This is a genomic window from Rufibacter sp. DG15C, assembly GCF_001577755.1.
In the GTDB taxonomy this organism is placed as follows: domain Bacteria; phylum Bacteroidota; class Bacteroidia; order Cytophagales; family Hymenobacteraceae; genus Nibribacter.
Genome location: NZ_CP010776.1, coordinates 1,903,801 through 1,918,856, shown reverse-complemented (window position 1 = coordinate 1,918,856; position 15,056 = coordinate 1,903,801). Strand labels below are relative to the sequence as shown.

Sequence of the window (15,056 nt, the reverse complement as noted above, 5' to 3'; positions counted from 1 at the left end):
GCAATGTTCTGTCGCAAATACAATTGCTAGATAAGCAGAAAAGATGTAAACCGCCAGATGCCTCCCTCATAATACAAAATTCACCTCTTGAAAGTTGCGTCTGCCAGCTTGCTTACTTGTTTAGGTTAGTGACCATTTTCTTTAAGGCGCGGGCGTAGGTATGGCGGTATTTGCCTCTACCCTGCGTGGTATCTGCGCTGGAGGTGACCGGACGGGCCTGTACCCGGTTTGCCGTGGCCATGGCCACTTGCGTTAACTGGTCATCGGGCCAGGTGTCTTTGAGGGCGCGCAGGCATTTGTAAACCAGCTCGGCGTCTTCAGACTTGGCCTCCAGCAATTGCTTGGTGTAAAAACCGATGGCCTCTAGCAGCTGCGGGTTGCTAGGATCCTGGTAATAATGCCCGAACAGGTGGTTACGTAGCATGACGTTGGCGGCCTGCTGCTGCAGAATAAACAAGTACGGCTCATCTTCATGCACCAGCAGCAGTTCTCTGTATTGGCGGTCTAGTTTGGTCCAAGGGTCCTGCATCACATGCATCATAGACAAGCGCTCCACCTGCTTTAAGGGGTCTTTGGTGTCACCTTCGGGCAGGCTCAGGCTGGCCAGGTTAAAGCCTTCTGGAAAGGTAATGTCAAAGTCTGCCTCTAAGCCCGTTTCATCTTCTGGGGTGCTGGGCGCCGAAGCAGTTTCTGTCTGGGTAGTGGCTTCTGTTTGAATTTCTTCTTTTGGTTCTGGCTTACAGCTGGCAAAACCAAGGCCCAAGGAAATAGCTATTACATATAGGCTTCGGCCGCTCACGTTCATTAAAGTCATATCTGGAGTATTTGTGGCTGTCTGTACACAACAGCATTCTTTTCTAAAGTAAAGCACTTTCTTTCTATTTGAGAAATGGCCGGCCTCATCTTGCCGCTTTCTTTCTAGCCAGGTTCCGTTTTTGGCCTGTTTCCTGGAAATTAGCCCGAAAACGATGCGGTCCTACCCCTCCCAAGGAGATGGGATGCAGTAGCCTGGGTCATGGGGCAGCTACATCACCGGTCCTCGTGCTCGCCAGTTTGGAAGGTGACTTTGTCTGCCTCTAGTTGCTGGCGCTGTTCTGGGGTGAGGGGCTGCAGGTGCTTGAGATCGGGTTGGCCGGCATTGACCCAGGCGGTGTACCAGTAGCTGGCCACCAGGTGCGTGGCTAAGCGCATCTGGCGCTCTACTTGTCCCTGCAGGGCCTGGTGGTACTCCTTGCTGAACTCCCTGGAATAGACTTTGACGGTGGTGCTGCCGCGTTCCTCCAGGCTGTATTTCTTGTCCTCGGCTAAGCGCTGGGTCACTTGCAGCTCAAATGTGAAGACAGAATCCAGGGCAGCGTTGGAGCGGGCTACGATCTCCCAGGAGGTGCGGCTGGGGCTTTTGAGCAATTGAGGCGGACCTAAAAAGAAGTCATAGCCCTGGCTCCAGAGTTCGGGGAGGCGGCTCTCCCAGAGGCCATGGATGCCGCGTTGATTGGTGAACTGGCCGTTGTAGTTCTTGGTGGTGTGCAAAGGCACGCAGGCGTCTGCCACGTAATGTCCTAGTTCCGCGGAAATTCTTAAAATGCGTTGCACATCATGTTGCTTGAAAGCCTCGGTGAGTTGGTACTGCATAAGGTTGATGTGCCAGGGCACGATGCCGTGCCGTTGCAGGCTATCCAACGTGAACTGCTCCACGGCGGCCTCCCAGTTGCGCGGCAGCTTGTGGGCGGCGCTGTCGCCGTAGACGTCCAGGTCAATGAAGTGGCGGGCGCCTTCCTCGGGCACGGCATAGCGGCGTTTGTCGGGGGCCACGGCTTGTTCTGTGAGGTAGGCCACGTGCTGTTTGTAGAAACCTATCATCTCTGGCGGCAAGGTGAAGACCGCCTGCCGATTGATGCGCTGGTGGGCGTAAAATCCCCACGCCCCTGCAGACGTGACAGCCGTAAAAAGGAGTGAGAACAGCAGCAATACTCGTGACATGCAGAATTATACGTGAATCAACGGTTCAGTTTTCCCGGGAAGGCTTCTTATATTGACGGAGCCTTAGACTAAACTCCTCTCCTTTTCATCTTAACCCGAAGACGCCATGGCTACCATCACCCCTATTTTCAGGATATTTGATTACCAGAAGGCTCTTGAGTTCTACGTCTCTTGGCTGGGCTTTAAAGTAGACTGGGAAGACAAGCCTGACAATGCGCCACATTATTTACAGGTCTCCCTGCAAGACATGCACCTGCACCTCACCGAGCACCACGGCGACTGCACCCCCGGCGCCCGGGCCTACATCAGCCTCTTCAAAGACCTCAAGGAATACCACCACCAACTCCTGGCCAAGCCTTACAAGTTCAACCGACCAGAACTAGAAGCCACCACCCTAGGCGGCAACACGCTCGCCATGGAAGTGATAGACCCGTTTGGAAACAGGCTGACGTTTCATGGGAGGTAGAAGGGAAATTAAAGTCTTTTACTTTTGTCATCCTGAAAGGATCTTGTGGCCAAACTAACAAAGCGTTTACTACATGTTGTTACAGCTTGCAACCAAGATCCTTTCAGGATGACAAGGGAGGATTAGATTCTCTTGCAAACCCCTGTCATGTTTCTATCTTGGGAATCGATTCCCGTTTTCAGCTATGGCCAGATTATTTTTCAAATCACTCCTGCTTTCCCTTCTTATGGCAACCTGTGTTCCCGTTTTCAGTTCTTTTGGGCAGGAGGTAGATAAAAACTTTATAGTGGTTAAAAATATCTTGGCCCAATCTCCCAATACACAGGTTCTTCATCTAAAATTAGATAGCCTATACAAAAAGGGAATCCCCTCCAGAAGCAAGCTTTCTTTGGTATTTACCAGAGACATAGATTTTAACCACCAACATCAAAGGGTTAACTTCGGGGTAAACTTTGGTTATTTTCAAATAGACCTAATCACACATAATGATTCTATTCTAATGTCAGTGCTATCTCATAAAGACAATAGAAAACTACGCAGTATCCGCATTCAAGAAGAAGCGATAAATACATATTTAGCTACCAGAAACAGCTTCTACAAAAGCAGTAAAACCAGCAAGGAGGTAGCCGTTGAAATTTCTAAAGAGTTGGTGTATGCCTTTTATTGCGGAGATGGGTCGCCTAAAACAGAAGAGGGAAAACAAATAGAACGGCTGGTCAAAAATTCCAACACTCAGAAATTAGGAGAAATGCTAACCAGTCTGAGTGTGGAAACCCAGTCCTTTGCCGTAACGGGCTTTGAAATGCTTTCTTCTTTAGAAAAGAAAATAACTCCTGATCAGAAACGCATGATCCAGCATATCAAAAACCGTAATTCTGAAGTAGTTGCCTGCAAAGGATGTCTAAGTGGTTTAATAGAGAAGGTGTATTAATCTGTGTTTCTGTTTTTAGCCCCTTTCCGCCAAAACAGGCCAAAAACGAAAAAGCCTCACCTGTTCTGCAACAAGTGAGGCTTTTCTATAATCTATAAGTCGCTTACCGTTTGTTCATACCGGCAAATTTCATGCGGTAGTCGGCATCTACGTCTCCTTTGGAGATTTTGGTGAGCTTGCCTTTTAAGAGGCGCTTCTTGAGGCCAGACAGGTGGTCGGTGAACAGGATGCCTTCAATGTGGTCATACTCATGCTGAATCACACGAGCCGTCAAATCATCAAACTGCTCCACGTGGGTCTTGCCGTCCAGGTCCTGGTACTGAATCTTGACGTACTCCTGGCGCCAAACTTCTTCGCGCACGCCGGGTATGCTCAGGCAGCCTTCGTCAAAGCCCCACTCCTCGCCGGACTCTTCCAGAATCACGGGGTTAATGAACGCTTTCTTCACGCCTTTGTCTTTGTCCTCGTCTTCCATGAACGGGGTGGAGTCAATCACAAACAGACGCACGCTCTTGCCAATCTGCGGAGCAGCCAAACCTACGCCGTGGGCGTGGTACATGGTCTCAAACATGTCTTCTATGAGCTTAGGTAGCTCGGGAGCGTCAAGGGCTATGTCTTTGGCTTTGGCTCTTAGAACCGGATCGCCGTAGGCAACAATAGGGTAGATCATAAGTATTGTCTGCTCTCTAAATAACTCTGTAAAATAATGGTGGCGCTAATCTTGTCCACCGTCTCTTTGTTAGCACGGGCTTTTTTACCCAGGCCCATGTCTACCATGGTCTGAAACGCCATTCTGGAGGTAAAGCGTTCATCATGGGTGACCACGGGTATCTCTGGGAACTGTTTCTGCAGCTTTCTGATGAAACCAACCACGTGCTGGGTGTTGTTGGTGGCGTTTCCGTCCAGGTGCACAGGCATGCCCACCACAAACAGGTCTACCTCCTCCTTTTGCACATAGCTAGTCAAAAAAGCCAGCACGTCCTGGGCGTGCACCGTGTCCAGCGCCGAGGCGATGAGCTGCAAAGGGTCCGTGACGGCTATCCCCACGCGCTTCACTCCATAATCAATCGCCAGAATGCGTCCCATGCGTTTCGTTTTTGACCTGTTTTCTGGAAAATGGCCTAGAAACGACAAAGGTAGCAATTCTAGGCCAAACTGTTTTGACCGCTAGGCCAGTGCCTGTTTCAAACCCTGAGGCTTTTACGTAACTTCCTGCCGTAAAATCATCCGTAACCTCCATGACCTTTTCTATCCCTCCAAGATTTTTACGCAGACAGCTTCTCTTAGTAGCCTTGCTGCTCACGGCGCCGTTCTGGGCAAAGGCGCAGGCCGACTTCCAGAAACTGGATGCCTATTACCAGAAAGCCCTCAAAGACTGGAACGTGCCGGGCATGGCCATTGCCATCGTCAAGAATGACTCCATCGTGTTTGCCAAAGGCTACGGCGTGCTGGACCAGCAGAAAGGCGGCGGCGTGGACGTGAACACCGTCTTCGGGATTGCCTCCAACACCAAGGCCTACACGGCAGCGGCGCTGGCCATTCTGGTGGATGAGGGTAAACTGAAGTGGGACGACAAGGTGATTAAGTACCTGCCCTGGCTCCAGTTGTATGATCCGTTTGTGACCAAGGAAGTCAATATCAAAGACCTCTTGAGCCACCGCATGGGCTACCAGACGTTCTCCGGGGACTTGCTTTGGTACAACACCACCTTCTCTAGAAAAGAAATTTTGGAGCGCGCCAAGTACCTTAAACCCACCTATGGCTTTAGAGACGGCTACGGCTACTCCAACCTGGGCTTTATTGCCGCCGGGCAGGTGATTGAGGCCATCTCGGGGCAGTCCTGGGAGCAGTTTGTGCAGGAGCGCATCATCCAGCCGCTGGGCATGACCCGCACCTATACCAGCGTGAACCAGTTGAATGGCGTGGCCAACGTAGCCACGCCCCATGCCAACCCTGAGAAAGAAAACGGCAAACCCGTACCCACCGTGCTGACTGCCTGGGACAACTGGAATCCCGCCGCCGGTATTTTCACCAACGTGCTGCAAGACGCCAAATGGCTGAAACTTCAATTGAACCGGGGCACCTACAACGGCAAGCGCATTTTCTCTGAAGCCTCCAGCCACATGATGTGGACGCTGCATAACTCTACGCCAGTTCCGGCGCAGGCGCAAACCATCAACCCTTCCACTCACTTCTCAGGCGCGGGCCTGGGTTGGATGCTCAATGACTACCAAGGCCGCAAGATTGTGGTACACGGCGGCGGCCACGAGGGCATGAACAGCCGCACGGTGCTGGTGCCCGAAGAAAAGCTAGGCATTGTCATTTTGACCAACAGCATGAGCAGCATCATGGCGCCCATTGCCACCTACACCGTAGACCAATTCCTGGGCATCACCAACGGCCGCGACTGGAGCCAGTTCAACCTGGACCTAGCCGCCAAGGCCCACGCCGCCCAAAAAGAAGCTGAAGCCAAAAAACCGAAGGAAAAAGCAGAGAAAATCAAAAACGCCCGTGACATGGACGCCTACGTGGGTACGTTCCACAGCCCCATGTACGGAGACGCCGTGGTCACTTTGCAAAACAATAAACTGGTATTGAACTTACCCTCAGCACCAGCCTTAGGCGGGGAGCTTACCTTCTGGAAACAGGACATCTTCCACCTGAACTGGAAAAACAACTTTGCGCTCTTGACGCCTACCAACGTGCGGTTCCTACCCGGCCCAGACGGCACCTTGACCGAGTTGAGGCTAGACGCCAACAACCCAGACTTCCACTTCTCAGAACTGGAGTTCACCCGGGTAAAATAGACCAACGAACTATTTTACAAAGAAGCCTTGGCGGAGAATAGATCCGGCAAGGCTTCTTCGTTTTGGGCTAATCCCTAGAAAACAGGCTAAAAACGGCTAAGAGATATCAAGACCTATCACGCATATCGTCCCCCTTTGTAGAGGGACGAGAAGTGTAGTACTTTTTTAGGTACTTATTCTAAATTCAAATGCACTTGTAAGTTCTTCACCGGCCATGCGACTAATGCCTCGCCGCTGGCTAACGAAGGCATTCCTGCTCATATCTACTGGAAAATTCTGGGAGAAATGCAGGAAAATGCTTATTATTAACAAGGCAAACACTCTGTCAAACAAAACAAACTCAGATTATGACTAAGAAAAGCACACTGGCTATCTGCTTAGCGGTGGCTCTTTCTATGCAGGCGCAAGCCCAAAAGAAAGCCACACCTGCCAAAAAAGCCAACCCAACTGCCATGGCGGCCTCTTCCCAAAAGGGCGGAACGCGCCTGGTGGAGAAAGTGACCCGCAAGAATGGCGAACTGGTGATTCCGTATGAGAAATACGTGTTACCTAACGGCCTGACCGTGGTAGTGCATGAAGACCATTCAGACCCTATTGTACACGTAGACGTGACCTACCACGTAGGTTCTGCCCGTGAAGAGGTAGGCAAGTCTGGCTTTGCACACTTCTTTGAGCACATGATGTTCCAGGGTTCAGACAACGTAGCAGATGAGCAGCACTTTAAGATTGTGTCGCAGTCTGGGGGTACGTTGAACGGAACTACCAACCGCGATAGAACCAACTACTTTGAGACCGTTCCTTCTAACCAGTTGGAGACGGCCATGTGGTTAGAGGCAGACCGCATGGGCTTCTTGCTGGACGCTGTAACCCAGAAGAAATTTGAGGTACAGCGCGAGACCGTGAAGAACGAGCGTGGTCAGAACTATGATAACCGTCCGTACGGCCTGGTATATGAGAAAGCCAGCGCGGCCCTGTATCCATATGGCCACCCGTATTCCTGGACCACCATCGGGTACATTGAAGACCTGAACCGCGTCAACGTAAATGACTTGAAGAACTTCTTCCTGCGCTGGTATGGACCCAACAACGCTACCTTGACCGTAGGTGGTGACGTGACGCCAGCCCAAGTAGTAAAGTTGGCAGAAAAATACTTCGGCTCTATTCCTAAAGGACCAGAGGTGAAGAACATGAAACTAGCGGCCCCGGTATTAACCCAGGACCGTTACATTTCTTATGAGGACAACATCCGCTTCCCAATGTTGCAGATGACCTTCCCTACCGTGCCTAACTACCACCCAGACGAAGTTCCTTTGGACGTGTTGGCAGAAATCATTGGAGGCGGTAAAACCTCTATCTTGTACCAGAACCTGACCAAGGCGCAGAAAGCCGTACAAGCCAGCGCGGGCCATCCAGCGTCTGAACTGGCCGGTGAGTTCACCTTGACCGTGCTTCCGTTACCGGGCAACAGCCTGGCAGACATGGAAAAAGAGCTGCGCAACGCGTTAGTGGAGTTTGAGAAAAGAGGCGTAACGGATGAGGATTTAGAGCGCTTCAAGTCTTCTTATGAGGCAGGCATCATGAACAGCTTGTCTAGCGTGTCTGGCAAGACGTCTACCTTGGCGGCCAACCAGACCTTTACCGGCAACCCTAACTTCTTGACCAACCAGTTGAAAGCCCACCGTGCTGTGACCAAAGCAGACGTGATGCGCGTGTACAACCAATACCTGAAAGGTAAGAAAGCGGTGCTTTTGAGCGTGGTACCAAAGGGCAAGCCTGAAATGGTGGCCAAAGCCGACAACTTTAAAGTGGATCCGTCTGGCTACAAAGCTCCGGCAGACCAATACTCCGGCCTGAAGTACGTGAAAGCCAAAGACACCTTTGACCGTAGCAAGATTCCGGCGGCGGGTGCCAACCCAGTAATCACGGTTCCTCCGTTCTGGAAGCAGAACCTGACCAACGGCATTAAAGTGATTGGCGCTAAAAACGATGAGGTCCCTACTGTGACTTTGTTGTTCACCCTGCAAGGTGGCCACAAACTAGAAGCGCATGATCCCTCTAAAGCAGGTATTGCCTCTATGGTAGCTTCTTTGCTGAACGAGGATTCTGAGAAATTCACGGCAGAGGAAATCAGCAGCAAAATGGAGAAACTGGGCGCGTCTATCAACTTCGGGAGCGGAGCCGAGAGCATGACCGTTTCTGTGCAGACGCCTATGAAGAATTTGGATGCTACCTTGGCTCTGTTAGAAGAGCGCATGTTGCACCCACGCTTCTCACAAGATGACTTTGACCGCTTGAAAAAACAGCGCTTAGAGGCCATCAAAAATCAGAGCACGCAGCCTACGGTAATCGCCAACAACGTGTACAACAAAATGCTGTACGGCGAAGGCCACATCCAGGCCATTCCGGTGATTGGTACCATCCAAACAGTAGAGAGTATCTCTCTGGAGGACGTGAAGAAATTCTACCAGAACTACTTTTCTCCATCAGTAACCAACCTGGTAGTAGTAGGTGATGTAGACCAGAACCAAATCATGCCGAAGCTGGCGTTCTTGAACAAGTGGGCTCCTAAGGCTGTGGCTATGCCAGCTGACAAGACGCCAACCGGTGTTGACAAGACGAAGATCTTCATTGTAGACAAAGAGAAAGCCGCGCAGTCAGAAATCAGAATCGGGTACATGGCTATGCCATATGACGCTACTGGTGAGTACTACAAGGCTAGCTTGATGAACTACGTATTGGGTGGCGCATTCAACAGCCGCATCAACTTGAACCTGCGCGAAGACAAAGGCTACACCTACGGTGCTGGTTCTTACTTCTCAGGCACTGAGACCTCAGGTCCTTACACGGCCTACGCGGGCGTACGTTCTAACGTATCTGACAGCGCTGTGGTAGAGTTCATGAAAGAGATCAAGCGCTTCAGAGAAGAAGGCATCACGGATGAGGAATTAGCGTTCATGCGCAGCGCCATCGGTCAGTCTGATGCCCGCAAGTATGAGACCTCTTTCCAGAAGGCTTCTTTCTTAAACAACATGTTGCGTTACAATTTGGATGCTGACTACGTAGCCAAGCAAAACCAGATTCTGCAGACCATCACCAAGGAAGAAATCAACGCCCTGGCCAAGAAATACCTGCCTGTAGAAAAGATGAACATCATGCTGGTAGGCGACAAAGCTTCTATTAAACCAGGCCTGGAGAAATTAGGCTATGAGGTGGTAGAGTTAGACCCAGAAGGCGTTGTGGTGGCCAAAGCCGCTGCCGTAGCCCCTCCGGTTGAAGTAAAGAAAGAAGAACCTAAGAAAGGCCGAAAAGCCAAAGACACTGTAGGTAGAAGCTTCTAAATATCATTGTCGAGATGTCTTGAGTAGTTTCTACTTTTGACTTCTACTTAAAAAGGCGTTTCCAGACTAGTTCTGGAAATGCCTTTTTTTGTTTTTGGCCTCCTTTCTGGGAATTAGGCTAAAAACGGGTTTATTACCTTAAATCTATTGCAGGAATGAAGCTTTCCGTCCCCTTTGAAGGGGATAGGGGGATGACTTGGTGTAGCTGATTCCTATTTTCTGCTTCTGCCTCCCAACGCCGTTCTTCCCAATTCCTTCTTTCTTACTTTCTACCCGCGTTTGTCACTTTTCTCCTTGATGAGAAAAGTAACCAAAAGAATCAAGAAGAAAAGAAACTCGCTGAACGCTCGGACAGTCTTTTCTTCAGAGAGGTGCACTGTGAGAAGTGACTCGTTTCATGGTGAACTTACGCCTTTGCCACTTTAAGTGTCCTTGATTTCTCCCTCGTGAAAAGAGACTTAAATTGACCAGTCTATTTTCCCTCGGTCAAAGGCAGACGGACTGCGGCGGGAGGCGTTGCAATGCTTGTATCCCCTGCGGGCGGATGGTGTATGGAATTACTGTAGAGACAATGGCATAGCCTTGTCTCTGACGTGTTGCTTATTGCACTTACTATCCTCACCGTCTGCCGTCACTCAAAAGATCTCGTAGCGTCCGGTAGGACCCGCGAGCGTCTGAGCCAACTGCCGTTTTTAGCCTAATTCCTCGAAAACAAGCCAAAAACGACACATGAAAAATATTGCCCGGTATCCAATCCTGAAAATCCAGCTCCAATCCTGTAAATCCTGCTTTAAAAACTCTTCCTCAACTGTACTCCTCCATAGAAACTTCGGCCAGGAGCAGCCTGAAAATACCGGTTCCCGAAGCCGTTTAAGTCATTGCCCAGGCTGTACAGCTCATCCGTGGCATTGTCTACACCGCCGTACACATCCAAGTGCCAGGTCTGCGCGAAGGCCTTTCTGTAGCCGCCTCTTCCGCCTAGTACCAGGTAAGAATCTGCAAAGACCGTGTTGGCGTCGTTGAGTGGTATGTCACTGGTATAATTACCCGTTGCGTTCAGGTAAAAACCTAAACCGCTTTCTACATCAAGTCCTGCCGTTAACACGTGCTCAGGCGTGCCGGTGAGGGTGTTGCCCGAGAAGTTCTGGTCATTGGGCTGATAGTTTCTGAACCGAAAATGGTTGTAGGTGTAGGCGCTCCACAATTTAAGCAGACTCAACGGTTGCTCCGGGGCTTGCACCACGGCAAAACCGAAGGCGGCTTCTATCCCCTGCTGACGGGTGGCCCCGGCGTTCTGGAACACGTCAATGTCCTGTGGCGTGCTTTGAATGAGAATGGTTTCTGAGAGGTTCAACCTAAACCCAACCACGTCATAGGTCAGGCGCTGATTGAATAAATTCCCCCGGATGCCTAGTTCATAGTTAGTGCCTTTCTCGGGTTGCAGGGCGGTGTTGAAACTTCCGTCAGAGGGACGTACTTCGGCCTCGGTGGGCGGTGAGAAGCCGGCACTGATGCTGGCGTGCGCTGAGAGCTGCGGCGAAAAGACCTTCACCAAGGCCGCTCTGGGTGAGAACTGCGGATTAAAGCCCCGGCTGTTTTGGGAACCTAGGCCCGTGCTGCCAGTGGTTACGCGGGTCAAATCATATTGTAACGCATTTAGACTTCCGCCCAGTGTCAGGATAAACTGCGCGGGCAACTCCACTTCAGCCTGCCCGAAGACGAAGCCTTGCGTGGCCACTACTTCGTCGTCAAAAGACAGCGTGCCAGCGGTACCTTTCACGTTCTGGTAATGGCGCGAATTGACGAAACTGCGCTGACCCTCGGCGCCCAAGACAAAGCGGGTGGGCAACTCAGCTACTTGCGTCCGGTAGGTAGTGCGCGTTCTGCCGCCCAGGCTTTGGTTGGTGTTGCGCTCGTAGTCGTTGGTGAAGGGGTGGTTCAAGAAGCTGAAGACGCCAAAGAGACTGGTGCTATTACTCCAACGGTCATTGAACTGATAGCTATGCACCAAGCCCAGGTTCAGGCCGTCCAGGTTAATGGACGCGTTCTGGTCTTTGTTCAATTGCCGGGCTTGGCGCGGGTTGGCCTCATATTGCTCGCGGGTGAGCGCACCCGGCAGTTCATAGTACAAGTCTGAGTACAGCGCATGAAAAGAGAAGGTCTGCTTCTGGCTTGGGTAAAACTGCCCCGACACCAACACCGTCTGCCGGTCCATGGCACTTTGCTCGCGGTAGCCGTCTAGGGTCTGTCTATCATAGCGCAAGAGTAGGTTAGATTTCTCGGTAGCCACGCTGGCGCCTGCAAACCCTCGGCGCAAGCCGTAAGAACCTACCAAACCGCCGGCCATCACACTGCTTTCGGTGAGTTTGGCTGTTTCCAGCAGGACTGTTCCCCCGGTGCCGGCGCCGTAGACGCTTCCGGCGGGACCTTTAATGACTTCTACGTTGCCAATGGTGGCGGCGTCCAGCAGGTTCAAGGGAATGGTGCCATTGGCTTCTACCAGGGGAATCTCGTTGAGGTACACCTTCACATTGCGCACGCCAAACGGCGCCCGCAGACTGCTGCCCCTAATGGACAAGCGGTAACTGGCGGTGGCCCTCTCTTCCATGCGCACGCCGGGCAGGGTGTTGAGCGCGGGTACTAGAGTATTCTCTGAGAAGCGTTGCAGCTCCTTGCTGGAAAGCACCCCAATGGCTCCAGCGCTTTCCTGCAACGGCCGGCGGGTTTCATAGCCGGTCACCACCACTTCGCGCAACCGGGTATTGTCTGGATTTAACAAAATGAGCAGTTCTTGCGAAGCGTCCTGCACCGTCACGGTAACCGGCCTATAGCCGAGAACCGAGGCCGTCACTTCCGTTTGACCGGCTGGCAACTCCAATGAGAACCGCCCTTGGGCATCTGTCACCGCTCCCACGCCCGTGCTTGTGTTTGCGACTGCCGCGCCAGCTAAGGGTTTTCTGGTCTGCGCCTCCAGCACCTTTCCAGTTACCAGTTGTTGCGCCCAAGAAGCAGAGGGGAAAAGATAGAAGGACAGAAGCAGTGTCAGGAAGAAGTGTTTCATGGAAGGACTAATCTACTCATGGAGTTTGAACTAGAATCACAACCTGAAAGCCAGCATAGTGTTTGCTTTCGGCACATGAATTCACTTTAGGGTAAGAGTTACGATGGCAATTGGAGTTCAGCCTTTAGTCTGATGAAAAATATAATTAGGTGGCATTCTGCAAGCTTCGCTTTTGGCCTGTTTTTCGGAAAAGAAGCCAAAACCGAATGTTAACTCCTCCAAAGAAGTTATCGCTTGAAATAGACTTTGAACGTGGTGCTTTGGCCTACTTGGCTCTCTACCTCAATTTTGCCGCCGGCATTTTCTACAATGCGCTTGACAATGTACAAGCCAATACCGGTGCCCTCTACGTGGTCATGCATGCGCTTGAACATAGAGAAAATCTTGCTTAGGTCACTAGGTTTGATGCCCAGACCGTTGTCCCGTACATACAGGATGACATGCTCAGGCGTGGTTTCTGTGGAGATGTGCAGAATGGGGGCACGGTCTGCCGAGCGGTATTTTAAGCCGTTGCTTATAAGGTTGTACACAATGCTGCGCACGTTCTTGGTTGAGAACTGAATAAGGGCATTTGAGCTAAAATCTGTGACCACTTGTGCCCCGGCCTTTTCAATCACTGACTTAAAATCAAGGCAGACTTCAGAGACTACCTCTTCCAGGTTAATAGAGGAGATGTCTTCGCCGGCCTCGCGTTGTATCTTGGCAACCTCGGTAAGGTCAGAGACGGTGCGTTTAAAGCGTTCCACAGACCCATGGATGAGGTGGACCACATGACTCACTACTTCGCGCTGCAGGGTTTCTGGCGGAAGGTCTTGCAACAGGGCTTCTATGAGGCCTTCAATGTTGGAGATGGGCGCCCGCAAGTCATGCGAGGCCGAGTACACAAAATTATCCAGGTCTGCGTTGATGGCCAGCAGTTCGCGGTTTTTGGCTTCTATCTGGTGCCGCGCTTCTACCTGCTCATCTATCCCGATGGCTATGGCAATCACGCCAATGATAGTACCTGCGGCGTCACGCAGCGGGTGGTAGACAAAACTGAAGTACACCTTCTCCAGCACGCCATTCCGCACCAAGCGCACGGGCAATTCATTGTTCACGTATGGAATGCCGGTGTGCACCACGCCATCCAGTAATTCCTTGATGCCTTGGTCCCTCACCTCTGGGATGGCCTCTAGAATTGGTTTCCCTATTACATCTTCGTGCCGTTTTCCCCAGAGTTCACAGATGCCCGGGTTGGCCAGGTCAATCACGTGGTCTGGCCCCGACATGATGCAGATGGCCACCGGGGCCTGTTGGAACAACTCTGTCAGGTAGGCTTGCCGGCGGGCGGTTTCAGCCTGGGCCTGCACACTGGCAATAGAAGTGGCAATCTGTCCGGCTACCAGCTCATGGAAGTCCTGGTACGGCAAGTCATATTCCAGTTTGTTGCTGAGCCCCGCCACAAAGAACCCCAGCAGGTCATCTTGACCGGGCCTAAAGACAGGAACAATCACCGCCCATTCCCCGCCTGCTGGCTGCCTATCCAGCACAAATGCCCCGTTTGTATGCGGGATGATTTCTTTCTGCTTGCTGCGCAGCACGCTGCCCAAGGGCCAATGACCCTTTTGCAACTCCTCAGTCAATAATAGGAAAGGCACCGCATGCTGCGCGGGCAAACCAGCCTGACCCAATAAACGTGCTTCTCCTTCTTTTTCACTTAACAAGTAAATCTGGCTGAACGGCACATCTCCCGCATTCTGCACCAGCACGTCGCAAATAGTCTGGCAGGCATCCTCTAAGGTCTGGATCTGGGCCATGGACTCAGAAATGTCTTTCAGGGATTTGAGCCGGCGCTGGCCCAGCACGGTCATGGTCTCTTCATAACAGGCGCAGAAGATACCGTTCACGCCGCCCTCATCGTCAAACGCGGGGCTATACGAGAACGTCCAGTAGGTGTCCTCCATAAAACCCTTGCGCTTTAAAGGAATATAAAGGCCCTGCGCGTAGAAAGGGGCACCGCCGTTTAAGATGGGTTCGGCAATCTGGCCTAGTTGTTCCCAGGCCTCGGCCCATAGCACCCTGGCAGAGGTGCCCAGCGCCGCCGGATGCTTCTCCCCCAAAGCGGGCAGATAAGCGTCATTGTGGAAGGCATACAGTTCTTTGCTCCACCAGAAAAACATGGGAAACCTGGAGTGCAGAATCAACCTGATGTTGCTTTTCAAGCTCTCTGGCCAGGACTTTGGGTTCCCCAGAGAATGGGAGTCCCAGTCATAGGCACGCATAAGAGCTCCCATCTCCCCGCCTCCCAGAAAAATAGTAGAGGCGTCTTGGGTTATGGAATTATTGGAAATAGGCATACAAAAAGTTAGGGCAGTACAGGGGATTCTCTGGCAACGCGCGGGTGCCAGCCAGGATTCTAGTTCAAGAACTAGTTCTCTACGTAAGAACCGACCAATAAGATATATACTTTTTGCTATCTATTGCATTTTAAAAC

Annotated in this window: 10 protein-coding genes; 4 read left to right on the top strand and 6 right to left on the bottom strand. The window is 51.5% G+C overall.

What is annotated here, in order from left to right; genetic code table 11:
* Positions 1-112: 112 nt before the first annotated feature.
* Positions 113-814, bottom strand: coding sequence for a hypothetical protein (locus TH61_RS08165; protein ID WP_157600655.1), 702 nt, complete (start codon positions 812-814; stop codon positions 113-115).
* Positions 815-1,029: 215 nt separating this feature from the next.
* Positions 1,030-1,980: a zinc dependent phospholipase C family protein gene (locus tag TH61_RS08160; protein ID WP_071887814.1), complete on the bottom strand. Its 951-nt coding sequence runs from the start codon at positions 1,978-1,980 to the stop codon at positions 1,030-1,032.
* Positions 1,981-2,086: 106 nt separating this feature from the next.
* On the opposite strand from TH61_RS08160, the gene TH61_RS08155 reads away from it, so the two are divergent.
* Together TH61_RS08155 and TH61_RS08150 are read left to right on the top strand one after the other, a co-directional pair.
* The gene (locus TH61_RS08155) at positions 2,087-2,446 is read left to right on the top strand and encodes a glyoxalase superfamily protein (protein WP_066508148.1); all 360 of its coding nucleotides are present in this window, start codon (positions 2,087-2,089) and stop codon (positions 2,444-2,446) included.
* A 184-nt stretch (positions 2,447-2,630) separates the two neighbouring features.
* The gene (locus TH61_RS08150) at positions 2,631-3,377 is read left to right on the top strand and encodes a hypothetical protein (RefSeq protein ID WP_066508145.1); all 747 of its coding nucleotides are present in this window, start codon (positions 2,631-2,633) and stop codon (positions 3,375-3,377) included.
* A gap of 103 nt (positions 3,378-3,480) precedes the next feature.
* Here the strand turns inward: TH61_RS08150 and def are convergent, their stop codons facing one another.
* Together def and ruvX are read right to left on the bottom strand one after the other, a co-directional pair.
* Positions 3,481-4,047: a peptide deformylase gene (gene def / locus TH61_RS08145; RefSeq protein ID WP_066508144.1), complete on the bottom strand. Its 567-nt coding sequence runs from the start codon at positions 4,045-4,047 to the stop codon at positions 3,481-3,483.
* Positions 4,044-4,463 carry a Holliday junction resolvase RuvX gene (ruvX, locus tag TH61_RS08140; protein WP_066508140.1) on the bottom strand — a complete coding sequence of 140 codons (420 nt, stop codon included), beginning with the start codon at positions 4,461-4,463 and terminating at the stop codon, positions 4,044-4,046. The genes def and ruvX overlap by 4 nt, the downstream gene beginning before the upstream one ends.
* A 152-nt stretch (positions 4,464-4,615) precedes the next feature.
* Between ruvX and TH61_RS08135 the strand changes: the two genes are divergently transcribed.
* Both TH61_RS08135 and TH61_RS08130 read left to right on the top strand, forming a co-directional pair.
* Positions 4,616-6,184, top strand: coding sequence for a serine hydrolase (locus tag TH61_RS08135; protein WP_066508138.1), 1,569 nt, complete (start codon positions 4,616-4,618; stop codon positions 6,182-6,184).
* Positions 6,185-6,636: 452 nt separating this feature from the next.
* On the top strand, positions 6,637-9,522 hold the full coding sequence (locus TH61_RS08130; RefSeq protein WP_369796932.1) for a M16 family metallopeptidase: 2,886 nt from the start codon (positions 6,637-6,639) through the stop codon (positions 9,520-9,522).
* A 790-nt stretch (positions 9,523-10,312) separates the two neighbouring features.
* On the opposite strand, the gene TH61_RS08125 is transcribed toward TH61_RS08130, so the two are convergent.
* On the bottom strand, positions 10,313-12,583 hold the full coding sequence (locus TH61_RS08125) for a TonB-dependent receptor (protein WP_071887813.1): 2,271 nt from the start codon (positions 12,581-12,583) through the stop codon (positions 10,313-10,315).
* Positions 12,584-12,810: 227 nt separating this feature from the next.
* Complete coding sequence (locus TH61_RS08120) at positions 12,811-14,919, bottom strand: ATP-binding protein (RefSeq protein WP_231862326.1); 2,109 nt, start codon at positions 14,917-14,919, stop codon at positions 12,811-12,813.
* Positions 14,920-15,056 lie beyond the last annotated feature (137 nt).

Excerpts from the sequence above, each read along its gene's own strand:
- TH61_RS08160 (WP_071887814.1), bottom strand. The coding sequence starts at position 1,980 with ATGTCACGAGTATTGCTGCTGTTCTCACTCCTTTTTACGGCTGTCACG.
- TH61_RS08120 (WP_231862326.1), bottom strand. The coding sequence starts at position 14,919 with ATGCCTATTTCCAATAATTCCATAACCCAAGACGCCTCTACTATTTTT.
- TH61_RS08150 (WP_066508145.1), top strand. The coding sequence starts at position 2,631 with ATGGCCAGATTATTTTTCAAATCACTCCTGCTTTCCCTTCTTATGGCA.
- TH61_RS08165 (WP_157600655.1), bottom strand. The coding sequence starts at position 814 with ATGACTTTAATGAACGTGAGCGGCCGAAGCCTATATGTAATAGCTATT.
- TH61_RS08155 (WP_066508148.1), top strand. The coding sequence starts at position 2,087 with ATGGCTACCATCACCCCTATTTTCAGGATATTTGATTACCAGAAGGCT.
- TH61_RS08125 (WP_071887813.1), bottom strand. The coding sequence starts at position 12,583 with ATGAAACACTTCTTCCTGACACTGCTTCTGTCCTTCTATCTTTTCCCC.
- TH61_RS08135 (WP_066508138.1), top strand. The coding sequence starts at position 4,616 with ATGACCTTTTCTATCCCTCCAAGATTTTTACGCAGACAGCTTCTCTTA.
- TH61_RS08130 (WP_369796932.1), top strand. The coding sequence starts at position 6,637 with ATGGCGGCCTCTTCCCAAAAGGGCGGAACGCGCCTGGTGGAGAAAGTG.
- def (WP_066508144.1), bottom strand. The coding sequence starts at position 4,047 with ATGATCTACCCTATTGTTGCCTACGGCGATCCGGTTCTAAGAGCCAAA.
- ruvX (WP_066508140.1), bottom strand. The coding sequence starts at position 4,463 with ATGGGACGCATTCTGGCGATTGATTATGGAGTGAAGCGCGTGGGGATA.